This window comes from Arthrobacter sp. TJ-270, from assembly GCF_058269075.1.
Genome location: NZ_JBZCNB010000014.1, coordinates 16,583 through 40,134 on the forward strand (window position 1 = coordinate 16,583; position 23,552 = coordinate 40,134).

Annotated in this window: 25 protein-coding genes and 1 pseudogene; 16 read left to right on the forward strand and 10 right to left on the reverse strand. The window is 63.2% G+C overall.

Annotation, left to right across the window (positions count from 1 at the left end; all coding sequences use genetic code 11):
- Positions 1-22 precede the first annotated feature (22 nt).
- The 3 genes from AC4D2M_RS16865 to AC4D2M_RS16875 are packed head-to-tail and all read right to left on the reverse strand — an operon-like array spanning position 23 to position 2,073.
- The gene (locus tag AC4D2M_RS16865; protein ID WP_490893054.1) at positions 23-790 is read right to left on the reverse strand and encodes an SCO1664 family protein; all 768 of its coding nucleotides are present in this window, start codon (positions 788-790) and stop codon (positions 23-25) included.
- Positions 790-1,344, reverse strand: a complete 555-nt coding sequence (locus AC4D2M_RS16870; protein WP_490893055.1) for a DUF3090 domain-containing protein — start codon at positions 1,342-1,344, stop codon at positions 790-792. The genes AC4D2M_RS16865 and AC4D2M_RS16870 overlap by 1 nt, the downstream gene beginning before the upstream one ends.
- Before the next feature lie 15 nt (positions 1,345-1,359).
- Complete coding sequence (locus tag AC4D2M_RS16875) at positions 1,360-2,073, reverse strand: histidine phosphatase family protein (protein ID WP_490893056.1); 714 nt, start codon at positions 2,071-2,073, stop codon at positions 1,360-1,362.
- 620 nt (positions 2,074-2,693) lie between these two features.
- Between AC4D2M_RS16875 and AC4D2M_RS16880 the strand changes: the two genes are divergently transcribed.
- The gene (locus AC4D2M_RS16880) at positions 2,694-3,233 is read left to right on the forward strand and encodes a lysyl oxidase family protein (protein ID WP_490893057.1); all 540 of its coding nucleotides are present in this window, start codon (positions 2,694-2,696) and stop codon (positions 3,231-3,233) included.
- Positions 3,234-3,312: 79 nt separating this feature from the next.
- Positions 3,313-3,873, forward strand: a complete 561-nt coding sequence (locus tag AC4D2M_RS16885; protein ID WP_490893058.1) for a phosphoribosyltransferase family protein — start codon at positions 3,313-3,315, stop codon at positions 3,871-3,873.
- Between the two features lie 391 nt (positions 3,874-4,264).
- Here the strand turns inward: AC4D2M_RS16885 and AC4D2M_RS16890 are convergent, their stop codons facing one another.
- The 3 genes from AC4D2M_RS16890 to AC4D2M_RS16900 all read right to left on the reverse strand — a co-directional run bounded on the left by AC4D2M_RS16890 (position 4,265) and on the right by AC4D2M_RS16900 (position 7,670).
- Positions 4,265-5,659 (reverse strand): FAD-binding oxidoreductase, encoded by a 1,395-nt coding sequence (locus AC4D2M_RS16890; RefSeq protein ID WP_490893059.1) that lies wholly within the window; start codon positions 5,657-5,659, stop codon positions 4,265-4,267.
- A gap of 203 nt (positions 5,660-5,862) precedes the next feature.
- Complete coding sequence (locus AC4D2M_RS16895; RefSeq protein WP_490893060.1) at positions 5,863-6,519, reverse strand: HNH endonuclease family protein; 657 nt, start codon at positions 6,517-6,519, stop codon at positions 5,863-5,865.
- Positions 6,520-6,731: 212 nt separating this feature from the next.
- Positions 6,732-7,670 (reverse strand): DMT family transporter, encoded by a 939-nt coding sequence (locus AC4D2M_RS16900; RefSeq protein ID WP_490893061.1) that lies wholly within the window; start codon positions 7,668-7,670, stop codon positions 6,732-6,734.
- Between AC4D2M_RS16900 and AC4D2M_RS16905 the strand changes: the two genes are divergently transcribed.
- Together AC4D2M_RS16905 and AC4D2M_RS16910 are read left to right on the forward strand one after the other, a co-directional pair.
- Positions 7,669-9,081 carry an aminotransferase-like domain-containing protein gene (locus tag AC4D2M_RS16905; RefSeq protein WP_490893062.1) on the forward strand — a complete coding sequence of 471 codons (1,413 nt, stop codon included), beginning with the start codon at positions 7,669-7,671 and terminating at the stop codon, positions 9,079-9,081. The genes AC4D2M_RS16900 and AC4D2M_RS16905 overlap by 2 nt on opposite strands.
- A 113-nt stretch (positions 9,082-9,194) precedes the next feature.
- Positions 9,195-10,040, forward strand: a complete 846-nt coding sequence (locus AC4D2M_RS16910) for a hypothetical protein (protein WP_490893063.1) — start codon at positions 9,195-9,197, stop codon at positions 10,038-10,040.
- Positions 10,041-10,084: 44 nt separating this feature from the next.
- Here AC4D2M_RS16910 and AC4D2M_RS16915 read toward each other — a convergent pair whose 3' ends face one another.
- The gene (locus AC4D2M_RS16915; RefSeq protein WP_490893064.1) at positions 10,085-10,285 is read right to left on the reverse strand and encodes a hypothetical protein; all 201 of its coding nucleotides are present in this window, start codon (positions 10,283-10,285) and stop codon (positions 10,085-10,087) included.
- A 177-nt stretch (positions 10,286-10,462) separates the two neighbouring features.
- Between AC4D2M_RS16915 and AC4D2M_RS16920 the strand changes: the two genes are divergently transcribed.
- Both AC4D2M_RS16920 and AC4D2M_RS16925 read left to right on the forward strand, forming a co-directional pair.
- Positions 10,463-11,917 carry a protein adenylyltransferase SelO gene (locus tag AC4D2M_RS16920; RefSeq protein ID WP_490893065.1) on the forward strand — a complete coding sequence of 485 codons (1,455 nt, stop codon included), beginning with the start codon at positions 10,463-10,465 and terminating at the stop codon, positions 11,915-11,917.
- Positions 11,918-12,145: 228 nt separating this feature from the next.
- A complete protein-coding gene (locus AC4D2M_RS16925; protein WP_490893066.1) occupies positions 12,146-12,394 on the forward strand; it encodes an SCO4226 family nickel-binding protein in 249 nt (82 codons plus the stop codon).
- Between the two features lie 104 nt (positions 12,395-12,498).
- On the opposite strand, the gene AC4D2M_RS16930 is transcribed toward AC4D2M_RS16925, so the two are convergent.
- On the reverse strand, positions 12,499-12,858 hold the full coding sequence (locus AC4D2M_RS16930; protein WP_490893067.1) for an ArsR/SmtB family transcription factor: 360 nt from the start codon (positions 12,856-12,858) through the stop codon (positions 12,499-12,501).
- A complete protein-coding gene (locus AC4D2M_RS16935) occupies positions 12,855-14,099 on the reverse strand; it encodes an MFS transporter (protein ID WP_490893068.1) in 1,245 nt (414 codons plus the stop codon). The genes AC4D2M_RS16930 and AC4D2M_RS16935 overlap by 4 nt, the downstream gene beginning before the upstream one ends.
- Before the next feature lie 147 nt (positions 14,100-14,246).
- Here AC4D2M_RS16935 and AC4D2M_RS16940 point away from each other — a divergent pair, with 147 nt between their 5' ends.
- The 5 genes from AC4D2M_RS16940 to AC4D2M_RS16960 all read left to right on the forward strand — a co-directional run bounded on the left by AC4D2M_RS16940 (position 14,247) and on the right by AC4D2M_RS16960 (position 19,040).
- Complete coding sequence (locus AC4D2M_RS16940) at positions 14,247-15,590, forward strand: NAD(P)-binding domain-containing protein (protein ID WP_490893069.1); 1,344 nt, start codon at positions 14,247-14,249, stop codon at positions 15,588-15,590.
- A gap of 108 nt (positions 15,591-15,698) precedes the next feature.
- Positions 15,699-16,478, forward strand: a complete 780-nt coding sequence (locus tag AC4D2M_RS16945) for a thioesterase family protein (protein WP_490893078.1) — start codon at positions 15,699-15,701, stop codon at positions 16,476-16,478.
- Positions 16,479-16,562: 84 nt separating this feature from the next.
- On the forward strand, positions 16,563-17,591 hold the full coding sequence (locus AC4D2M_RS16950; RefSeq protein WP_490893070.1) for an aldo/keto reductase: 1,029 nt from the start codon (positions 16,563-16,565) through the stop codon (positions 17,589-17,591).
- Between the two features lie 4 nt (positions 17,592-17,595).
- Positions 17,596-18,237 (forward strand): 4'-phosphopantetheinyl transferase family protein, encoded by a 642-nt coding sequence (locus tag AC4D2M_RS16955; protein WP_490893071.1) that lies wholly within the window; start codon positions 17,596-17,598, stop codon positions 18,235-18,237.
- 101 nt (positions 18,238-18,338) lie between these two features.
- The gene (locus tag AC4D2M_RS16960; protein WP_490893072.1) at positions 18,339-19,040 is read left to right on the forward strand and encodes a lipoate--protein ligase family protein; all 702 of its coding nucleotides are present in this window, start codon (positions 18,339-18,341) and stop codon (positions 19,038-19,040) included.
- 117 nt (positions 19,041-19,157) lie between these two features.
- Here AC4D2M_RS16960 and AC4D2M_RS16965 read toward each other — a convergent pair whose 3' ends face one another.
- Positions 19,158-19,415, reverse strand: coding sequence for a mycoredoxin (locus tag AC4D2M_RS16965; protein ID WP_490893073.1), 258 nt, complete (start codon positions 19,413-19,415; stop codon positions 19,158-19,160).
- Positions 19,416-19,565: 150 nt separating this feature from the next.
- Here AC4D2M_RS16965 and AC4D2M_RS16970 point away from each other — a divergent pair, with 150 nt between their 5' ends.
- The 5 genes and pseudogenes from AC4D2M_RS16970 to AC4D2M_RS16990 all read left to right on the forward strand — a co-directional run.
- Positions 19,566-19,889, forward strand: coding sequence for a chorismate mutase (locus tag AC4D2M_RS16970; RefSeq protein WP_490893074.1), 324 nt, complete (start codon positions 19,566-19,568; stop codon positions 19,887-19,889).
- A 183-nt stretch (positions 19,890-20,072) separates the two neighbouring features.
- Entirely contained in the window at positions 20,073-22,088 is a 2,016-nt protein-coding gene (gene thrS / locus AC4D2M_RS16975; RefSeq protein ID WP_490893075.1) for a threonine--tRNA ligase, read from the forward strand.
- 6 nt (positions 22,089-22,094) lie between these two features.
- Positions 22,095-22,709, forward strand: coding sequence for an HIT family protein (locus tag AC4D2M_RS16980; RefSeq protein WP_490893076.1), 615 nt, complete (start codon positions 22,095-22,097; stop codon positions 22,707-22,709).
- Positions 22,699-23,307, forward strand: coding sequence for a phosphatidylinositol phosphate synthase (gene pgsA, locus AC4D2M_RS16985; protein WP_490893077.1), 609 nt, complete (start codon positions 22,699-22,701; stop codon positions 23,305-23,307). The genes AC4D2M_RS16980 and pgsA overlap by 11 nt, the downstream gene beginning before the upstream one ends.
- A 123-nt stretch (positions 23,308-23,430) precedes the next feature.
- Positions 23,431-23,552, forward strand: a pseudogene (locus AC4D2M_RS16990) (pyridoxal 5'-phosphate synthase lyase subunit PdxS); the annotation flags it as partial.

Genomic DNA, 23,552 nt, shown 5'->3' on the forward strand with positions numbered 1-23,552 from the left:
GTGGATGCCTGTAGTCATTCACTTAGAACAATGGCCAGGGCACCGCCGTCATCCCGCTGCCCGGAGCGGGAAACCGCCCTCCCGCGCACAAGCGGGCGCAACGCGCGGCGAGCGCGCCGACCTCTTCGGCTGTGAGCACTTCCGCCAGGTCTCGGCCGAGTTCACCGTGCAAGCCCTCGCTGACGCGATCGACGCCGTCGAGTTCCTCGGCGCTCAGAGGGTCGCCCAGCCACCCCCAGAGCACGGTGCGCAACTTGTGGTCACTGTGGAAGGTGAGCCCGTGGTCGACGCCATACCGGTGTCCGTCCTCCATGGCAAGGACGTGATCGCCTTTGCGGTCGGCGTTGTTGACCACCACGTCGAACACGGCCATGCGTCTCAGCGCCGGCGTGTCCTCGTGAACGAGGGCGACCATCCTACCCTTCTCGTCCTGACCCTCGAGGACCTTTTTCCAACCGGTCTTCGGTACGTCGTCCGTCGGGACTAGGTCCACCGCATGTTGGTCGGGGTCTGTCTCCTGCCAGAGCTGCACCATGCCCTCGCCGAACGGACCGTCGCGCAGCCACGTGCGTGGCACGAGGTTCCAGCCAAGGGCCTCCGAGACCAGATAGGCAGCCATCTCGCGGTGGGCAAGGAAGCCGTCGGGGAAGTCCCACAGTGGACGTTCGCCTGCCATCGGCTTGTACACGACCGTCGTGGCGCCGATGCTGCCCAGAAAGGTGGCGTTCGACGCCGTCGTGATGCGGCCCGTGAGCGTCAGCTCGGCGGTCACCAAATCTGGCGCCGGCATCAGACCTCGGGAATGGTGCAGGTGTGCCCGTCTGCGTCGATGGGCTGACCGCACAGCACGCAGATTGGACGCCCGGCACCCACCACCTCCCGGGTCCGCTTGGCGAATGCGCGGGCGGTACCGACCGGCATGCGCACCCGCAGCACTTCGGAGGCGTCAGTGTCGTCGTCGTCGTCAGGGAATGCGTCTTCCTCGGCATCGACGTCGGTGAGCGGATAGGCCTCGACGACGATCTGCGCCGTCGTCGGGTCCCATCCCAGGCTCATGACGCCGGTTCGGAACTGTTCCTGAACCGGCTCAAGCTGGTCATTGTCGACGAGTTCGATGGGCGTACTCGTGGGAACGCTGAACGGGTTGCCCTCGATCGTGATGAGCTGATCGAGGACCTCGTCGATCTTCTCGGCGAGCTGGGCCGACTGCTGCTTCTCCAATGCAATACTAACGATCTGCTTCCCTGCACGTACCTGCAGGTAGAACGTGCGCTGCCCCGGAACGCCGATGGTTCCGACGACGACGCGGTCAGGCCAGGCGAACTCGTGAACAGTTGTAGGCATAGGGCTATTTTAGGGTCATCGGGCTGATGGCGCCGTGTGGCCTGCGCCACCACCCACCGGGGCATCGTCGGCGTTGACAAAGTTCGCCAACCACGACAGGTCTCCGGCGTCGGTGTTGGTTGCGTAGACGCTTGGCCGGCTTGTGCCATAACGCACGATCGATACAGAAGCCGGGCCCACGTTGATGCGCTGGAACATATCGAGGTGCATGCCGAGCGCGTCGGCGAGGATCGACTTGATGATGTCACCATGACTTACCGCCACCCACACTGCCTCTGCCCCGTGCTCGGCTTCGAAGGCTGCATCGCGGTGTCGAATCGCTGCCACGGACCGGGCTTGCATCGCGGCCATGGATTCGCCGCCCGGAAAAGTGACAGCGGACGGTTGCGACTGCACGACCGACCACAGATCCTCGGTCGCGAGATCACTGAGCGTACGGCCCTGCCACTGGCCGTAATCGCACTCAGTGAGACAGGAGTCGAGCTTGACATCGATCGGCTCCTGTGCGGTGCCGGCCTGGCGATCGAGGATGAACTGAGCGGTCTGCCGACAACGCTCGAGGGGGCTCGAGACCACTCCGACGATGGGCACGGTCGCAAGCCGGTCAGCGGTCAGTGCCGCTTGGTCGCGGCCGATCTGGTCCAGGCCGACGCCATCGGCTCGCCCGGCCAGCAACCCAGAGGCATTCGCTGTGGTGCGGCCGTGCCGCACGAGAAGAACTGTCGCCATCCACCCAGCGTAACCATCTGCCCGACCCGCAGCCCTCGACCAGATTGAATCGAGCAACGGATATTCCTATCGTAATGGCCTAATAGCTAGTTCTAGCGGGCAACAATTGGCAGATGGGGACCTCGAGAGAGCAAGCCGAACTTCGCCACTCCAAAGCATCGCTCGCGGAATACAGGGCTAGGGCTGTTGAGAACATGAGCGCTCTGAAGTGGCGGCCAGAACCACGATCGATCAGTGCATAAAACCGCCCTCAGGAGGATGATGTGTGATATGCGCTACCGCAGCGCAGGAACATCAGAACCCAGGGGGCCGTCATGTCACCCAATTCGCAAGCGGCGCGCTGTTGCCTCGCCACGGCTGTTGTACTGTTTGCCAGCTCCTGTACACCGGCGAATAACTCACCGGGTGAAGGTCCGGCCAGCAGCGTTGACGGTGCGGCAACCGTCGGTCCGGCAGCGTCGAGCGAGGCGGAACCGGACCCAGCTGCGAGCGCTCCGGCTACAGGGGATCTACTGCCGGATCTGGCTATGTTGCCGCTTGATTCGTTTCACATGGCCTACGAAGGCGATCGCAGGGTCCTCCGCTTTGATGCGTCCATAGTGAACAAAGGAGACGGCCCCTTGGACGTCATTGGCGTTAGGCCGAGCGTGCTGGCACGCGAACTGCAGGTCACCCAGAACATTCTCCAGGCTGACGGCAGCGTGCGGGAAGTTGAAACGGAAGCCATCATGCAGTACGAAGTCGAAGACGGTCATAACCACTTTCACGTACAGGAATTCCAGCGCTATCAGCTCCGCCCGGCGGACAGCACCGAGTGGCGCGGATCGCGCAAGGAAGGATGGTGCCTGCGCGACGACGGCAACCTCGGTGGCGAGCAGCGAAGGTACGACGACGAGAATTTCGACTGCGGCGCGGAAGAGGAAGCTGAAGCCTTGGAGGTACGCCAAGGGCTCTCCGAGGGGTGGGTCGACGTCTATGACTGGTATTTGGAGGGCCAGTACGTCGAGTTAGACGGGTTCACCCTGCCCGGTGATTTCTGCGTCGCTGCAGATGCGGACCCTGAACAGTTGCTGACTGAAGCATCGAGGGAAAACAACGGTACGTCCACTCTCGTTCACATCACTGAGACCGACGTATCGGTCATCCGGCAAGGCTGCTAACCGGCAGCTGTGCCGATGGCGCCGCCGACGACGGCAACCGGGTCCTCGCGCTGTCACGCCTGCCCGGTAAGCTCGGCACGTGCGAACCACTACCGATCACATCCAACTCAAAGCCCACATGGCCGGGCTGTTTGAGTGGAAATCGTCACGCACGTCTGATTACCGCTACTACGACCTTTTCCCGTGGTGGCGGGACTCAACGGTGCTCGCAGGGGTCGGCTCGCTACTCGCCGAGCCGTTTCGATCGAACGACATCACACTGGTGATCGGCCCGTCCGCTAGTGGCTACCTGGCAGGAGGCCTCGCTGCTAGTCACCTCGGCGTCGGTTTCTGTCCGATCCGCAAGGACCCAAGCCAGCTCTTCGACGAGGACGCGTGGATCACATCGACGAGCCCGCCCGACTACCTCGACCGCCACATCGTGTTCGGTATCCGAAAGGGACTCATCAAAGCCGGGGACAAAGTGCTGGCGGTCGACGACATCGTGGATACGGGTGGTCAGTTGTTTGCCCTCCAGTCGCTGGTACACAAGCTCGGTGCGACATGGCTTGGAGCTTCCGTCCTGGTCGATGCGCTGCACGAACACCAAACCCGCCGCAAGCTCAACCTGCGGGCGGTTTTCCATGAACGTGAGCTTTGAGCAAAGTCCTATTGAAGTATGTTCGGACGTGCGCTTGGGTGAGCGGTTACTGCAAGGTAACTTCAAGAGTCTCTCAACTAACTCTCACGAATGGACAAAACCCTTGACGCCTAAACCATTCGACAGAATGCTGAGAGTGTTGCAGCAGAGCGGGACTATCCGGGGGCGGACATGGGAACAATCAAATGCAAGAGCTGTTCTGGCAAATGGACAGTATCAACGACCAAGACTGAAAAGGTCATCGCTGACAACCACACCTACCTGAACCCCGGCCATCGGTTGGTCACGGAGTGGGAGAACGCAGAGCAGGACATGAATGCGTCCTAGCGCTTAGGCAGGTAAGTGCTTCCACGGTCCGGACAAAATGGGCTGTTCAGAGCTCCATCGGCCTTCAGTTGGGCTTGATGTTCTGGTTGAGGGTGAAGAAGTTTGTGGGGTCGTATTTGCGCTTGAGGGCCTTGAGTCGGTCATACTTGGCGGCTCCGTAAGCCTGCCTGACCCGTTCCTCGCCCTCTTCCATAAGGAAGTTGACGTACACGCCGGTGTGGTGGGGCGAAAGGGCGGACCAATAGTCGCGGGCCCATCTGCGCTCAGCGTCGAAGCCCTCGGCGGTCTTACTGTTGCCGTTGATATTGAAGGTGAACCCGGCTTGGCGGCCATTGAACGCGGTGGCACTATTGTCCACTCGCCCCACCGCTCCGCCCATTTGCCATAGAGCCACGCTCGCGACCGGCGAGGTGATACGACGGCCGTGCTCGATAACGATGTCGATCACATCGTCGGTAAGAGTTGCGACATCACAGGACCGGACGTAGTAATACCAGCCGTGAGGGAATGACGGGTCGAACATCTTTTGATGATCCAGAAACGGCTTCGGCTGACAAAGGTCGAGCACAGGGGACCCGAATTCCTTCAAAGGCCGGAGAATTCGTTCACCTTCTTCTACCAACCCCGTGTAACAAGCAGCAATCGCAATCACGCGCCTTCCGACAAGATCCGGGGGAACAACCGGCAAAGCCGGCGCCCTGCGCTGCACGGCGATCGTCATGAGCTCATCAGGGCAATCCTCAATCCAGTCTCGGTAAAAGCGCAGCACTTCGGAAGCATCCTCCATGGCCCAGAAGACGGGACCCGCCATAACCTGGGGGCCCACATAGTTGAGCCGGAACTCAAACTCCGTGACGATGCCGAAGTTCCCCCCGCCTCCCCGTACGCCCCAGAAAAGGTCGGCGTTCTCGTCCTCGTTCGCCCTGACCAGCTCGCCGTCGGCGGTGACCATCTCCACGGACACAAGCTGGTCGATTGTGAGTCCGTACTTCCGCATCACCCACCCGATGCCACCACCCAATGTGAGGCCGGCAACGCCGGTATGGGTGACGATTCCAGAGGGAACAGCGAGCCCGTACTCCTGGGTTTCACGATCGAGTTCGCCAAGTAGGACACCCGCCTGGACTCGTGCCGTTCGCGCCTCCGGATCCACTCGGATCCCTTTCATCGGCGCCAGGTCGATGAGGACGCCGTCGTCGCACACTGACAGGCCGGGAAAGCTATGACCACCGCCCCGGACGGCGACCAGCAGATCCTGCGAGCGGGCGAGTCTCAGGGCAGCACGTATATCTGCGACGCCGCTGCAGCGCGCGATAAGCGCGGGGTGACGATCAATCGATCCGTTCCATACCTTGCGATGGTTGTCATAATCGACGTCACCGGGACGGACGAGTTCACCCCGAAAAGATGTTTGAATTTCGTCGACAGCGCGACCGTCGACCTCCGCGCCCTGTGCCATGGACCCTCGGATCTCTCTTCTCCGAGCAGGTTCCCACTTTTGTTATGAGCTGGCAAGAGGCCGGCACCAAAGGAGAGACTGCAAGGGCGAAACCGTCTAGTTGATCCTGAACGCGTGCCGGCCAGACGTCTGCTCCAGGAGGCGAGCCGGCTCTCGGAGAGTGATTCCGTTTCGCCTCTCCCGACGGACACCGGTCGTTCCGATCAGACCCTCGTGATGCTCAGCTGCATGGCGGCGCACTTGTCCGCCCACTTGATGAGCGCGGCCTTCTCCGCCTTATCGACGGTCATGCTCCAGCGTGCCTTTACGACGGTCCACTGGGCGATGTACGCGCACTGGTTCGCCGGTGGCATCCACTGCTCGGGCCCGGAGGCCTGTTTGGAGGAGTTGAGGCTGCTGGTCTGGGCGTTCAGCGAACCGGCGTAGCCGAGGTCGTTGTAGAAGGCGACCCGACGGGCTTGGGTCCAGTTCCTGGCACCGGATCCCCAGGCTTCGTGGACGGGCACCATGTGGTCGATCTGGACGGTGCTGGCTGAGGTGTGAGTCTTGTTGTCGAAGGTGGTCACCCATTTGCCGCTTGCGACGGTGCAGGGCTTGATGGTCGTGTACTTCGGGGCGACCCTGCTCTCTGTGATGAGAACCTCGGCGCGGGTGTTCTGGCAGTCCTTGTTCTGGTCGATCCACTGGCCGAAGTAACGGTTCCGGTCATAGCCAGCATTGTTCTCCACCGCCAGGGGCAAGGCACGTACCGCGGCCCTGAGATTAGTCGTGTAGGTGGTGGCGGCGTCGACCGGTGCAGCGAGCCCGGTGAAGAGAAGGCCGGTCGTAAGCGCGGCGACAAGCGCGGATTTCAATCTCATAATGTTCCCTGCAGTGCGGCGCGCCCCGAGCGGGCGCTGAAATGAGTGTGGCAGCCGGCGCTTGGGTTTTAGGCGGAACTGCGGGGAAGCTTGGGAAGAATTTCGCCGAAGGCCATATGGACCGAAAGTACAATCTCAGAGCCGCCCGCGTGACGGCCTGGAGATGGCCGCTTTCCCGGATTCCGGCCGGACAGTTGTAGACGGCGGCTGTCTCAAACCCTCCGCTTGGAGTGAGGAGCCAACCGTACTCGGACGGCCGTCCCCGCGCACAGGATGACCGCGAGCCCACCGACGATGGTTGTGATCGTCAGCTTCTCCCCGAGTATGAGTCCCGCCCAGCAGATGCTCAGCACCGGTTGGACGAGTTGGATCTGACTCACCTGCGCTATTAGCCCGATGCCCAGCCCTCGATACCAGGCGAAGAACCCCAGGAACATGCTGACCACGCCCAGGTAGGCGAAAGACATCCACTGGCCTCTGGTTCCTGCGGGTGCTTGCTGCACTACCGAGATGACAGTGAGGAGCACCATGAGCGGTGATGCCAGGACCAGCGCCCACGAGACGGTCTGCCACGCACCTAATTCCCGAGCGAGGAGACCGCCCTCGGCATATCCGAGGGCAGCCGCCAGGACCGCTCCCAGGAGTAACAGGTCGGCCCAGCTCAAGGGCCCGGGGCCGCCCGACTGGGTGAAGGCGAAGGCAAGAGCCGCGACCGCCCCGGCAGCAGTGGCGACCCAGAACAAGGTTGGTAGCCGTTCCCGACCGCGGAGGACTGCGACCGTAGCTGTGGCTGCCGGCAGCAGGGCGATCACCACGGCGCCGTGACTGGCGTCTGCGGAGGTCAGGGCGAACGACGTCAGAAGTGGAAAGCCCACAACGATTCCACCGGCAATAACTCCGAGCCGAACCCACTGCTGCGGTAGCGGCAGTCGCTGGCGGGTAAGGAGAAGGGCGCCAGCGGCCAGAACCGCGGCGACAACGGCCCGCGCTGAACCAATGAAGAGTGGCGATAGACCCTCCACGGCGATGCGGGTGAACGGAACTGTGAAGGAAAACGCAGCGACACCGAGAAGGCCCCACCATACGCCGGAACCTCGAAATCGCGATATCACTGGCGAATAAACTGCAGTAGCGCTACTCTTGTCTCTCATGTCTGACGATAGCAGTTCACGAATCGCCGTGCGACTCAGGGAATGGATCGCTGGCGCGCCGCCCGGCTCCCGTCTACCGTCAACGCGTGAGCTGGTGTCCCAGTATCAAGCAAGTCCTGTCACCATTCAGAAGGTCCTGCGAAAGCTCGGCACCGAGGGGCTCATCGAGAGCCGGCCGGGCGTGGGAACGTTTGTCCGGATAGCCCCCTCCGCGCGGCCATCCGATTTCAGTTGGCAGACTGCCGCTTTGGGTTCCTTGCGCTTTCCTGTTCGTCCGACCACTGCTGCGATGCGCACCGCCCCCAACGACGTCGTCGCCTTCCACTCCGGATACCCGGACCGGGAGCTGCTCCCCGAAAGGCTCATCCGCGCCGCCCTAGCGAGGGCAGCCAGAAGCGACGCGGCCCTCTTCAAACCGTCTACCGCAGGATTGCCCGAACTCCAGTCCTGGTTCGCGAATGAACTACGTAGTGCTACTCCCGCTGGAGTTACGCCTCCTGCCTCCAGCGATGTGATCGTTGTGCCCGGGAGCCAGAGCGGACTGAGCTCTATTTTTGGCGCTTTGGCCGGCAGCGGGCGTCCCGTTCTCATGGAATCGCCCACCTACTGGGGTGCCATCCGAGCAGCAGAACACACCGGCGTCGAGGTGACTCCCATTCCCAGCGATGCAGACGGCCCGAACCCGGAGGAGCTTGGTCGTGCCTTCGAGGAGACCGGCGCGCGCCTGTTTTACGCGCAGCCCAACTATGCCAACCCCACCGGGGCACAATGGTCGCGCCAGCGAAGCGAACAGGTGCTGGAAGTGGTACGTCAGCATGGTGCGTTCATGGTCGAAGACGACTGGGCCCATGACTTCGGCATCACCACGACCTCGGTTCCCGTCGCTGCACGAGACGACGCGGGGCACGTAATTTACCTCCGCTCGCTCACCAAGTCTGTTTCTCCTGCCATCCGTGTCGCCGCGATAATCGCGAGAGGGCCTGCGCGCGATCGTATCCTCGCCGACCAGACAGCCGAATCCATGTACGTCAGCGGCATCATGCAATCGGCTGCCCTCGACGTCGTCACGCAACCAGCCTGGCAAACGCACCTCCGCGGGTTACGGCACCAACTCCAGTCACGCCGCGATGTGCTCGCGACCAGTCTTCGGCAACACGCCCCGCGCCTTCACGTTGCGCACCTGCCCAAAGGCGGCCTCAACCTCTGGGCACAATTGCCCGACGGAACGGACCTCGAGCGATTCACCCGGGACTGCGAGTCTGCTGGTGTGCTCATCTCACCGGGTACTGAATGGTTCCCAACTGAACCACCCGGACCGTACATTCGCCTCAACTACTCCGGACCCAATCCCGCTTCGTTCGCGGACGGCGCGCGCTTCCTCAACCGGGCACTCGAAAGTTCCGCCAACTAGCACCTTGTAACGATGCCTCGTGCAAGCATGGCCCTTTCGTCAGCTCGACACTGGCTGTCCCGCGCGCAGCCCGATACTTTTGGAAGGAAAACCCCTGAGTTGAGGAGTGCACGATGACCCGAGCCAATCAGCAGTCACCGACCATTGCGACGTCGCCGCTTTTCGGCGTCGTATCCACCGCTGTAATGGGGGCACTTACCCTCATCGATCCATCAAAGCTCAACACCACGCAGCGGCGCGATACCCGCGTTGCAACAGCGGTCGTGACCGGGGCTTACGTGGCGTTCACGGTTGGCGGTGCCCGTAGAAAGAGTGCCCTTCTCAGGACCGTAGCCGGGCTTGCAGCGGCAGGTGTCACTTTGCGCTTCGCAGACGCTGGTGACTCGATCGACGCGCGTCTGGAGCAGAAGCTGCGTCTGGCCGGAGTGAAGCACCCGCGCCGTTGGATGGCAGCGGGCGCGGCAGCGCTTACTTTCGCCGGGTTTCTCGGTGACCGCACCGCAGCCAGACAAGACCTGTTCGAAGCCATGCCGCTCGATGAGCTGGAGCAGGTGCGGCCTTTGGATCCTATGGTTCGGCGCCTGGTCGAAGGCATCCTGGGAGCAGCGGAGATAGCAGGGGCACCTGAGCTTCTCGCGCAACTGCAGACCGCTCAGGAGGTCTACTGGGATGACAGGTTCTCCCAGTCGGTGCAGTTCCAGGTTCCGGATGAGTTGCCGCGCGCAGTCCCACACGATTACGTGTTCCCGATCCGTGGCCGATTCACGGGTGCGAAAGGGATTCCGCTCGAGATCCGGTTGCAGGTATTCGACGGCAAGCTCGACCACCTCGCCATAGACGTCGCGGACCCGGAAAACACCGAAGACATCGAGAGTCTGCTCGACGGGTGGCCTGACCCGTCGGAGGTCACCTACCTCCTCGACGGTCCGGACGGAAAGGCGACACCAATCGGCCGCTAGGGGAAACTCCCGTGGGTCGGGCGGCGACGTCCCCTGTCCTGGTGCTACCCAGGGAACGGCATGAACGGAACGTCCGGCTTCCCGTCGCCATCACTGTCGCCATATGCCCTCATAGCGAGCTCGTCGGCCTTTTTCTCGTTCCCATGGACAAGGACGTACCCCTCACGGAAGTCCTTGTGGCGGGCGGGTGCAGCGTCGGTTTCCTTGTTCTCTGGATCTTTGCCCTTTCGTCGAAAAATGGACATCTCCGGCTCCTTTCCGGTTCCGTACCCCAACGGCGCCGGGCGGACGGCCCATCGCCGACATAATTCCAAAATACGCCCGGCCGATGAGGAAAGCGATAACGAAAAGGCACCGTCTGCACGGCACCACGGCGAGCGCTCGCCGGGAACAATCAGGCCACCATTCCTGTTGTCAATAGGGTGACTGTTTCAACCGCGCCAGCCATCACCCTTGATAATCACTTCGCCCGCCACCTGCCCGAAATGGGCATGTCCTGGCAGGCTGCAGATGTCGCCGATCCGGAGCTGCTTGTGTTCAATGAGCAGCTCGCAACCGAACTTGGCCTTGACGCTGAATTCCTTCGCGGTCCGGACGGTGTTCGCCTGTTGACCGGCAATCTCGTGCCTCCGGGCGCAACCCCCGTCGCGCAGGCTTACGCGGGCCACCAGTTCGGAGGGTACAGTCCTCGCCTCGGTGACGGACGCGCACTGCTCCTGGGTGAGGTGACCCACCCCGAGGGTGGGCTCCGGGACATTCACCTCAAAGGCTCGGGCCGCACGCCGTTTGCTCGTGGCGGCGACGGTTTGGCCGCTCTTGGCCCCATGCTGCGCGAGTACATTGTCAGCGAAGCGATGCACGCGCTCCACATCCCGACCACCCGCTCACTCGCCGTCGTCGCGACCGGCCGTCCCGTGCAGCGCGAAGAGGTGCTGCCGGGTGCCCTCCTGACCCGGGTGGCAGCCAGCCATCTCCGCGTCGGTACTTTCCAGTACGCGCGGGCGACCGGCGATATGGCACTGCTGGAAAGCGTCGCGGATTACGCCATCACACGCCACTACCCGCAGGCTGCGGAGTCACCGAATCGCTATTTCGCCCTGCTGGAGTCGGTCATCGCAGTTCAGGCGTCACTCGTGGCCCAGTGGATGCTGGTGGGATTCGTCCATGGGGTCATGAACACCGACAACATGACCATTTCCGGTGAAACCATTGACTACGGCCCGTGTGCCTTCACGGACGCCTTCAACCCTTCTGCCGTCTACAGCTCCATCGACGCGATGGGCCGTTACGCCTATGCGAACCAGCCTGCCGCCGCCCACTGGAACCTGACCCGCTTCGCCGAAACGCTCCTGCCGCTGCTTCACGAGAACCAGGACGACGCCGTGAAACTCGCCGAAGAGGCGCTGAGCCGGTTCCCGTCCCAATACAGCGGCGCCTGGTCCGACGGCATGCGCGTGAAGCTGGGTCTCAGTGACGACGTCGATGCCTCCGATATCGCAGGCAAGCTCCTGACCCTGCTGGAAGAGGGTCAGATTGACTACACGTCCTTCCTGCGCAGTCTCAGCGCTGCCGCCCGCGGCAACGCTGAGACCGCGCGCGCGTTCTTCACCGACACCGCCCGTATCAATGCCTGGCTGGGGGAGTGGCGTGCGCTGAACCCGTCAGCCGACGTGATGAATCGGGTCAACCCGGTCTATATCCCGCGGAATCACCTCGTGGAGGAAGCACTTGCAGCGGCTACCGACGGAGACCTGGAACCCCTTGGGCAACTCCTTGCCGCCGTGACGGCACCGTTTGAGGAGCGCGAGGGGCTCGAGCGGTACGCCTCCGGGGCGCCCGAGGACTTCGGCTCCTACCGGACATTCTGCGGCACCTGAGAATTTGTCATTGTGCCGCTGGCCCTGCAGCGGGACAATGTGCCTACCGGCTTGGAGCACATGTTCCGACCGGCCAAGCAGCGGAGACACCGACCCAGCCTCCGCACTACCCGATGAGCCCCATCCAGCTAGGGGTTCCCGTCGGCGCAGGCGCGCGGGCTGAGGCCCGCGCCACCGAGAACAGGCTTTGGGACCCTTGCTAGTCCCGTTATTCGAAGGATTACGGTCATGGCCGAATTCATGGACGTCCATCACAATATGAAAGGCATTACTGCGGAACAGCTGAAGGCTGCGCACAAGGCCGACCTCGATATTCAGTCCGAAGAGGATGTCGTATTCAAGCAGGCATGGGCAGATCCGGACAGCGGAGTGGTGTACTGCCTGTCCGAGGCACCGTCAGCAGACGCCGTGCGCCGCATCCATGAGCGTGCAGGTCACGCGCCGGACGAAGTGCACCCAGTGCCGGTTGTCGTCTGACTCTCGGACTTTGTCGACACAGCGGGTAGGGGTTATCCAGACCTGCAGGAACCACGCCTGACGCTGCTCGCTGGAGCCGTGGGTCCCCTAACAAATCGCAGTGCTCAGTCGTGTACCGGCTCGCCCGTGACTCTGTGATCGGCGTGGTTGAGGCCTTCCCGTACCAGCCGCGCAAGGTGCCCGTCCGCGATGCTGTAAATGACATTGCGGCCGCTCTTCCGGGTGGTTACCAGGCCAGAGAAACGAAGCTTGGCCAGATGCTGGCTGACAGATGTGCGGGTCGCTCCGGTGCGTTCAACCAGTGAGCTGACGTCGCCCGGTTCCTCGGAGAGTAACCAGAGGATGTGGAGCCGGGTGGGGTCGGCGAGCATTCGAAAAAGGGCCGCACCGACGTCGAGCCGGGCTTCATCCGGATTGTTCGGGTGATTCAGGCTTGGACGCGGGCCGATCGGATCATCGCTCAACGATGTACTCCTAGTCGACGATCGACGTGCCCGCCGGATTTTGCCGGCGGCTCGGCAGTCCAGAGACGTAATGCTGCTACTGCGCCAAGTGTAGCCAGTGCCGCCAGAATGAACGCCGCCGCAGGCTGGCCGGCGGCGGCTCCGACCCATCCCGCCACCGGGTAGGTGGCAATGAAGCAGGCGTGGGAGAGGGAGAACTGGGCGGTGAACAGGTAGGACCGGGTCGACTCGCTCGCTGCGCGGCGCAGAAGGCGCGCGGATGGGGTATTGATCATGGAAGTGCCGGCCCCGAGGAACGCCCACAGCAGGAGCATCACCGGCCACGGCGGCTGCACCATGGCGACAACGGCTGCTGAACAGACACCTGCCGAAACCAGGATGCTGCCGGCCACCATGAGTGTGCGGTCCCGGTAGCGCTCCAGGAGGGCCGGCGTCGTCAGCGCCACAACCATCGATCCGGCGCCGTAGCAGGCGAGCGCGATTGCCACTTCAGCGTTGGTTCCGCCGTACAGGTCCCGGACGTAGACAACGGTATTCACCAGCACGAGCGCGGTACCGCACGCCACAACCAGGTTCAATGCCAGGAGTCCGCGAAGCGAGGGTATCCGTAGGAAGATCCGCGCGCCAAGCGTAGTCCGGTGAAGCAGGGAGCCAGTTCGATCGGCCTGTGCGGGAGCGGGCAGTCTCGTCGTTATCACCAGGAGGGCAGAGACCAGGAACCCAACGACCGTGCCCACGAACAGATTGTGGTAGTTCATGACCACCAGCAACGCAGCCGCCAGCAGGGGGCTCACCAGGGACTCAAGGTCGTAGGCAAGCCGTGAGAGCGACAGCGCCTTTGTATAGTCGCGCTCCTTCGGCAGAAGCACGGGAATGACGGACTGGAACGCGGGGGTGAAGGTGGCAGAGGCCGACTGCAGTACGAAGACCAGAACGTAGATCTGCCACACCTCGTCAACGAATGGCAGCATCAGGGCAACTGCTGCACGAATGACATCAGCTGTTATCAGGACGGTCTTCTTGGGCAGACGCTCAACGAGCGCGGCCACGAGGGGCGCAACGAACACGTACGCCAGCATTTTGATCGTGAGTGCGGTACCGAGCACCGCACCGGCCCGTCCGGCGGCAAGATCGAACGCGAGGAGTCCCAGCGCTACTGTCAGCAGGCCTGTCCCAAGGAGCGCGATAGCCTGCGCCGAGAACAGGTTGCGATAGGCAGGAACCCGGAGAACCGTCAGCACAGTGCAAATATAAACTTTGAGTGCGCACGTGCGCACGCATCGACACCGGATGACAACATTGACAACTATCGATATAAAACCGGATACTCATATCGATAAAGATCAATATAGATCGCCCTGCGGATACGCGGAACGGAAGGACCATCGATGTCGGATCAGCACCACCTGCCCGTAGCCATCATCGGAGCCGGCCCCATTGGCCTGGCAGCCGCTGCACACGTGCTCGAACGAGGACTCACGCCGCTGATCCTTGAGAAGGGCGCCGCTGTGGGCGCCGCCATCCGCCAGTGGGGCCATATTCGATTGTTCTCGCCATGGCAGTACAACGTCGACGACGCCGCCCGTCGCCTCCTGCAGTCCACCGGCTGGCAGGCTCCACGCGGCACTGCGCTTCCCTTCGGCGCCGAGCTGGTGGAGTCCTATCTCGAACCGCTCGCGGCAGTCCCCGCCATCGCGGCAGCGCTCCGCCTCAACACCGAGGTCCTGGCAGTCACGCGGCACGGCATGGACAAGACGCGGAGCACAGAACGCGAGAATCAGCCTTTCCTGGTTCGGGTCCTGGGCCCGGAGGGACTCGAGGATCATCTGGTTCGTGCCGTCGTCGACGCTTCCGGCACCTGGAGCCAACCGAACCCGCTCGGTCAGGCGGGCCTCGCCGCACCGGGCGAAGACGCTGCGCAGCCCTTCATCACCGGCCCCCTTCCGCACGTCACCGGCTCGGACCGCGCCACCTTCGCCGGCAAACGGGTGATGGTTGTCGGTGCCGGGCACTCGGCTGCAAACACCCTGCTGAGCCTTGGTCAGGTTGCCAAAGCCGAACCAGGAACCCGTCTCTTCTGGGCCGTTCGCGGGGCCGGATCTGCACAGCGGCTGTACGGGGGCGGTGACCTCGACGCGCTCCCGGCCCGAGGCGCCCTGGGCAGCCGCCTGCGCTCGTTGGTGGAGGACGGCGTCGTGGAGCTGATCACCTCCTTCACCATCACCTCTCTGACGGCCGACGACGGCGCCCTTACCGTTCACGCCTCAACCCCGGACGGCGCCCGTACTGTCAAGGTGGACGTACTCGTGCCTGCAACCGGCTTCCGTCCTGATCTGGGTATGCTCCGCGAACTCCGGCTGGAACTTGACCCCGCCGTGGAAGCGCCTCGGGCGCTCGGACCCCTGATCGACCCCGAATTCCATTCCTGCGGAACCGTTCCGGCGCACGGGGCCGATGTGCTGGCGCATCCGGACAAGGACTTCTACCTCGTTGGCATGAAGAGCTACGGCCGCGCACCCACCTTTCTCCTGGCCACCGGATACGAACAGGTCCGGTCCGTGGTCGCCGCCATTGCGGGGGACCAAGCAGGCGCCTCCGCTGTTCACCTCGAACTACCCGAAACAGGAGTGTGCAGCACCGATCTCGGCGGCTGCTGTTCCGAACCGGAGCTGGTCACTTTCGGCATCCCCACAGGGCAGGCCCACGGGCGCTCCAGCGATCCGGACTACTGATCCGCTGAGCGGTGCGCACGCCGCAGCAGGGATTAGGTATCCTCGCACCAGGGCCGTCCTGTGCGCGCCCTTTCGGATCATCCCCTGAGGAGCGTGTTCATCAGCACTATGGCAGATTCCTACTATCGTCCGCTGGGCGACGGGCAGTTCGAGGCAACAATCCACGCACAGGGCGCCTGGAACGAGCACGAGCAGCACATGGCGCCGGCCTCAGGGCTTCTTGCCCACTGCCTTGAGCAGTTCGAACCGCGGGCAGAGCTGCAGATGGCGCGTATCTCCTACGAGATACTCGGTCTCATCCCGCTGGAAACCGTCGAGGTAGCGACCCGCATGGCCAGGCCCGGGCGAACTATCGAATTGCTTGAGGCGGAGATGAAGCACGGCGGCCGGACGGCGATCCGCGCCCGCGCCTGGCGGCTGGCCACCAGCGATACGTCGTCGGTCGCTGCGCTGGAAGACACACCTATGCCGGGGCCTGACGAGGGCACGGAACACGACGCCGTAGCTGAATGGCCCGGCGGCTATATCCAATCCATCGAAGTCCGGAAGGTTGAGGGCCACCGAGCCGGCCGGGGGAGGGTATGGCTCAGGACGCCGCACCCACTGGTGGAGGGTGAACCGTCGTCGGGTTCGGCGCGGCTCATCGGGCTCATTGACACTGCCAACGGCATTGCCACGCGGGTTCCTCCCGGACCGGGAAGCTGGGCGTTCCCCAACGTGGATCTGCAGGTGCACCTTCACCGTCAGCCCGCAGGCGAGTGGCTGGGTCTGGACACCCGAGTGACATTCGGACGGGATGGAATCGGTCTGACCTCGTCCGTCCTCCACGACCTCGACGGACCGTTCGGGCGAAGCGAACAGATCCTGACCCTGCGGAAACTGTCCTGAGGCTTCGCAGGGAATGCGGCAGCCGCCGTCGTCGTTGGCCATCTGTGTAACCGTGCTCACAGTGCGACAACCCAAGGAGTGTTGATGGAGTACAGGAACCTCGGCAGCAGCGGTACATCGGTCTCGGCGTATGCGCTGGGCACCATGACGTTCGGCGCTGAAGCCGATGAAGCAACGTCGCACGCCATTCTCGATGATTACGCGGACGCCGGCGGCAACCTCATTGACACCGCCGACGTCTACACCGCAGGAACGTCCGAGGAAATCATCGGGCGATGGCTGGCGAAAAGCTCCTCCGCTTCAGAGATGATCCTGGCGACCAAGGGCCGCTTCCCGATGGGGAAGGGTGCCAATGATCTTGGACTCTCCCGCAGGCACCTTCGCCTGGCGCTCGATGCCTCGCTCAAGCGGCTCAACGTAGACCACATCGACCTGTACCAGATGCATTCCTGGGATCCACTCACTCCACTTGAGGAGACGCTGGGATTCCTGCACGACGCCGTCAGCGCCGGCAAGATCAGCTACTACGGCTTCTCCAACTACACCGGATGGCAGCTGACCAAGGCGGTCGGAATTGCGAAGGCGCGCGGTTGGGACCTCCCGGTCACCCTTCAGCCGCAGTACAGCCTGCTGGTGCGCGGGATTGAGCCGGAGATTGTTCCGGCTGCGCTCGACGCCGGGATGGGGTTGTTGCCCTGGTCGCCTCTGGGTGGTGGTTGGCTGACAGGCAAGTACAAGCGGGACACCGCACCCGAGGGTGCTACGCGGCTCGGTGAGAATCCCGAGCGCGGCATGGAAGCGTGGGAGAAGCGCAACGCGCAGGAGCGCACATGGGCGGTCATCGACGTCGTACTGGAAATCGCAGAGACGCGTGGGGTCAGCGCATCCCAGGTGGCGCTGGCATGGGTCGCGCAGCAGCCCGCGGTGACCTCCGTCATCCTCGGTGCGCGCACCACGGAGCAATTGGCGGACAATCTTGGGGCGGCGACGCTTACGTTGAGCATTGACGAGATCGCCCGGCTCTCCGAGGTCAGCGCTCCGGAGCTTGCCGACTATCCGTACGGGACCCCCGGAGTGGAGCAGAGAAGCCGGAACATCGACGGCGGACGCTAGCCCGTTGGACCTGCATGCGGTCCACCTGGACGTCCGGAGCGTGGGGTACGTGGACGCCGGTGAACGCGCACGCGGCGCGATGATCGTGCATCCGGCGGTACGTCACCGATTCCTCGCCGGACGCTCCTGGCTACGTCATCTGCTGAGTGAAGCTTCGGGTATCGACGGCAGGCGCCTGGATGCCCGGTTCACGTGTCCGGCCTGCAATGCGGTTGACCATGGGCAGCCGGGCTGGACTATTGATGGGGAACCGTTGCCCATAGCTGCCAGTCTCAGCCGCAGCAGAGGCTGGGCAGCGGCGGTCGTGGACACGTCCCTCTCGCTGCCCACCGTGGGAATCGACCTTGAGCAGATCGGCCGGTTCGGCGGCTCGGAACTTGATGAAAGCGTCTTCACTCCGGCTGAACAAGCGCGGATTCAGGGCGTACGGGAACCTGACAGGCCTGGCCTCCGCGCCGCCCTGTGGTCCCGCAAGGAAGCAGTGCTCAAGGCAGCAGGGACCGGATTGATGGTGAATCCGGCCGCCGTCGATGTCCTGATGCCCGTCGCCCGGGTGGGCGCCCGCGACTATGCGGTGAGGGACGTGCCGCCCGCTGACCTGAAGCTGCCTGACGGCTTCGTTGTTGCGCTCGCACTCAGCCGGTGACTGATTGCGTGAGCTTTGCACCGTCGAATTCGGAGATCGCAACGGCAGCGATATAAATGGGGTGGAAGCCTCAGGAAAACCATGGACAGGAGCTGGGCTGGATGAGTACCCACCCCTGGTCGTACGCTCAGCTTGCGTTGATTCGCGATCCGTCCACTGGCGCTGCCGCGGATCTTGAACGAGGCCTTACGCTGTTGCGTTCCGCCGCGTCCGGGCAACTGCCGCCGACGCTTCGCCTGTACCGACCGTTCCCGACCCTTGCCTTCGGCCAGCGGGATGCCCGGCTACCCGGCTTCGGCGCGGCCGCCGACGCGGCCCGGGCGGAGGGGTTCGAACCCCTGATCCGCAAGGCCGGCGGACGGGCGGCGGCCTACCACCAGGGCTGCCTGATCGTGGATCACATAGAGCCGCACGACGACGCGATCGCCGGATCGCGTTCCCGCTTCGGGCTGCTTGGCGAGATCCTGGCGGAAGCCCTCCGGCGGGTCGGCGTCGACGCCGCCGTCGGCGAAATCCCGGGCGAGTACTGTCCCGGAGAGTTCAGTGTCCACGGGAACGGGCAGGTACAGGTGAAACTGGTCGGCACAGCCCAGCGCGTCATTTCGGGAGCGTGGCTGTTTTCGTCGGTCGTCGTGGTCGAAAACTCGCCGCCCATCCGGGCCGTACTTGAGAAGACCTACGCTGCACTGGACCTGGAATGGAACCCGACAACGGCCGGAGCGGCGGACGACCTCGTACCCGGACTCACTGTGGGTGAGGTGGCGGACGCCGTCGTCGCCGTCTATGGCGATACGGTGCAATGAGCTGACTCTGCTTCCGGTCAGCGCCCGGGTGGCGCCTTCGAGCGAGAACGTGCCGCATCGAAAGGCAGGACACGTCCCCACCGGAATGGGCCCGGTCCTGCCTTCTCGTGAAGGGGCTTAGACGCCTACGCGCGCCTTCACTTCGGTCACCGACGGGTTGGTGGCCGTGGTCCCGTCCGGGAAGATCACGGTGGGTACGGTCTGGTTCCCGCCGTTCAATGACGCAACCAGCTCCGCGGTTCCATCCACTTCCTCAATGTTGATTTCCTGGTAGCCGATGCCCTGCGCGTCGAGCTGCGACTTCAGCCTGCGGCAATAGCCACACCAGGTCGTGCTGAACATGGTGATGCTGCCGGCAGGGGGTGTGTAATCCACGGTGCTCCTTCGGTGAATCGCGGACTCGTCGAGTTCGCTGGATAGTCAGTGTTTCTGTCCGCAGATGTAACGCCTGGGGGCCCGCCTGCATTCCCTGCCCACGTCGTAATCAACGGTGCCGCCGGGCAGGCTCTCGCGTAGTCTCACCGTATGCCAAGCCCACAGACGCCCGACCCTGCAAAACCCGGATCGGTCCACGCCGAACAGTTGAAGGCTGTCCGTATTGCCATAAACGAGGTCGACGAACAGATGGTCGGCCTGATCTCCCGCCGCGAGCGGTTGATACGCCGGGCCGGTTCCCTTAAGGACGACGACGAGTCCGTACGCGCGCCTGCCCGGGTGGAGCAAGTCATCGCGAACGTGCGTGCCTTCGCCGAGAAACAGGACGTCGATCCCACCGTGGTTGAGCGGACCTACCGGGCGATGATCGACGCGTTTATCGAGTATGAACTGAAAGTTCGCCGAACGCCTTAGCTGCTGTTGCCACTGAAGTTGTGAACGCGGCGCAGCGGGTGGGTTGGTTGGTTGGCCGCTCACGCAACGGATACCATCGAGAAGACCGCGGCAGGAGTGTTGGGCACTCATTCGTCCTTGCCCGCCGGTACGGTTGATCGATCAGCTATCCAACCAGTTCACCCTTATCAAGAGGAGACCTCAGTGTCAGCGCCCCCATCAATCACCCTCATCGTCGACGGCGAAGAGCAGCGGGTGACCACAGGGACGACTGGAGCCGACCTCTTCAAGGAGCAGCGCGACGTCGTCGTAGTCCGTGTAGATGACGAGCTGTGGGACCTGAGCCGCGAACTGGAAGACGGCGCGAGGGTGGAGCCGGTCACCATCGGTTCGGCGGACGGTCTGAACGTCCTTCGTCACTCCGCCGCCCACGTGATGGCTCAGGCTGTGCAGCAATTGCGGCCGGACGCGAAGCTTGGCATCGGCCCCTACATCACCGACGGTTTCTACTTCGACTTCGACGTCAACGAGCCCTTTACTCCCGATGACCTGAAGCAGCTCGAGAAAATGATGCTGAAGATCGTCAACACGAACCAGCTCTTCCAGCGCCGCGTCGCGAGCGAGGACGAAGCCCGCGAAGCCATGAAGGACGAGCCCTACAAGCTCGAACTGATTGGCCTCAAAGGCGGCAATGGGGACATCACCGACGACGACGGTGCTTCCGTCGAGGTCGGTGCCGGTGAGCTGACCATCTACGACAACGTGGACCGCAAGTCCGGTGACGTCGTCTGGCAGGATCTCTGCCGCGGCCCCCACCTGCCCAACACCAAGCTGATCTCCAATGCGTACGCGTTGACGCGTTCAGCCGCGGCGTACTGGCGCGGCAGCGAGAAGAACAAGCAGCTTCAGCGGATCTACGGCACTGCGTGGCCCACCAAGGATGATCTCAAGGCCTACCAGGAGCGACTGGCCGAGGCGGAACGCCGCGACCACCGCAAGCTCGGCAGCGAACTGGACCTGTTCTCCTTCCCGGACGAGCTGGGATCAGGCCTGCCGGTCTTCCACCCCCGCGGCGGCATCATCCGCAAGGCTATGGAGGACTACTCGCGCCAGCGGCACGTTGAGGCCGGCTACGAGTTTGTGTACACCCCACACATCACCAAGGGCCACCTCTACGAGGTCTCCGGCCACCTGGACTGGTACCGCGACGGTATGTTCCCGCCCATGCACGTGGACGCCGAGCTGGACGCCGACGGCAATGTCCGCAAGCCCGGCCAGGACTACTACCTGAAGCCGATGAACTGCCCCATGCACAACCTGATCTTCCGCTCGCGCGGTCGGTCCTACCGCGAACTTCCCCTGCGGCTCTTCGAGTTCGGCTCCGTGTACCGGTATGAGAAGTCCGGCGTAATCCACGGGCTGACGCGAGTTCGCGGCATGACACAGGACGACGCCCACATCTACTGCACCCGCGACCAGATGAAGGATGAGCTGACCGGCACGCTCAACTTCGTTCTGGGGTTGCTGAAGGACTACGGTCTGAACGACTTCTACCTGGAACTCTCCACCAAGGACCCGGAGAAGTACGTCGGCGACGACCAGACCTGGGAAGAAGCAACACGGACACTGGCCGAGGTCGCCGAGGCATCCGGTCTGGAACTCGTTCCCGATCCCGGCGGCGCCGCGTTCTATGGACCCAAGATCTCCGTCCAGGCGCGCGACGCGATCGGCCGCACCTGGCAGATGTCCACCATCCAGTTGGACTTCAACCTACCGGAGCGCTTCGAGCTTGAGTACCAGGCGGCAGATGGAACCCGGCAGCGGCCGGTCATGATTCACCGCGCGCTGTTCGGCTCCATCGAGCGGTTCCTCGGCGTGCTGACCGAGCATTATGCCGGTGCGTTCCCGGCCTGGCTGGCCCCTGTCCAGGTGCGCGCCATCCCCGTCGCCGACGCGTTCAACGACTACCTGTTCGACGTCGTTGACAGGCTCAAGGCCGAGGGCATCCGTGCGGAGGTCGACATCAGTTCCGACCGTTTTCCCAAGAAAATCCGCACGGCGAGCAAGGAGAAGGTTCCCTTTGTCCTCATCGCCGGTGGAGATGACGCCGACGCCGGTGCGGTTTCCTTCCGCTTCCGGGACGGAAGCCAGGAGAACCAGGTTCCCGTCGACGAAGCCGTGAAGCGGATTGTGGAAGCCGTCCGCAACAGGGAACAGTAGCCGCACATGCAGGACCACACAGAGGCTGTTGGGCAGGAACACGACGGGGAAGTGACGGACAGTTTTGAGCTGGCCGGAGTCCCCGATGCCTTTCAGCGCCTGTGGACCCCCCATCGGCTCGCTTACATCAAGGGCGGCCAGAGCCAGTTCAGCAAGCAGGAGGACTGCCCTTTCTGCGCCGCACCTTCCCGGACCGACGAGGAATCCCTCATCGTTCACCGCGGCCGGAACGCTTACGTGGTGCTGAACCTGTTCCCGTACAACCCGGGCCACCTGTTGGTGTGCCCGTACCGCCACGTGCCCGACTACACCGACATCACCTCTGCGGAGACGGTCGAAATCGCACAGCTGACGCAGTCCGCCATGCATGCGCTGCGCAGCGTCGCACGGCCAACGGGGTTCAATCTGGGGATGAATCAGGGTGTTACCGGGGGAGCGGGAATCGCAGCGCACCTACACCAGCACGTGGTCCCACGGTGGAGCGGGGACGGCAACTTCTTTCCGATCATTGCCCAGACCAAGGCGATCACGCAGACCCTCGACGAGGTGCGGGCCCAACTCGCAGCTGCGTGGGATGAAGCTGCCGCCTCGACAGACGCCGGGGCGACCCATGCTGAATAAGTACGCACGGTCATTCTTCACCTCGCTCTTCACACCCCTGGCCACGCTGCTCCTGAAGTGGAGGGTGTCACCGGACACGGTCACCATCGTCGGGACGCTCGGTGTGGCCGGAGGCGCACTCATCTTCTACCCTCAGGGACAGCTGTTCTGGGGCACAGTCTTCATCACCCTGTTCGTGTTCTCGGACGTCATCGACGGGATCATGGCGCGGATTCAAGGCCGCAGCGGATCCTGGGGGAGCTTCCTCGACTCGACACTCGACCGCATCGCAGACGGCGCCCTTTTTGCCGGTGTCGCTATCTGGTTCTTCATGGGCGGGAGCAACAATGCGATCGCCCTCGCAGCCCTGGCATGCCTGGTGCTCGGCATGATCGTTTCCTATGTGCGTGCCAAGGCCGAATCGCTTGGGTTTACCGCGAACGTGGGAATTGCCGAGCGCGCTGAGCGTCTGGTTTCAGTGCTGGTGGTGACCGGGCTCACCGGACTCGGCCTGCCCGAAGTGGTTCTCCTGGTTGTCCTGATCCTGCTGGCCCTTGCGAGTATCATCACCATCGTTCAGCGCTTCATGACCGTGCGGCTGCAGGCCACGGCTTCCTGAACGCCGACTCCTGTCCGGATGCACAACCGCGCTGCGGCTACATATAGTCGCTGACCGGCGATTCCGGGGTCCCGGCGGGCGTATCATGGATTGTTATCTTTTCTCTACCCGAGGGGCCAAACTGTGTCCACTGTTGAAGAAGCTTCCACCACCGCGCCAGTGACCGGCAGCAGTCGTGTTAAGCGCGGGATGGCGGAAATGCTCAAGGGCGGCGTCATCATGGATGTTGTCACCGCGGAGCAGGC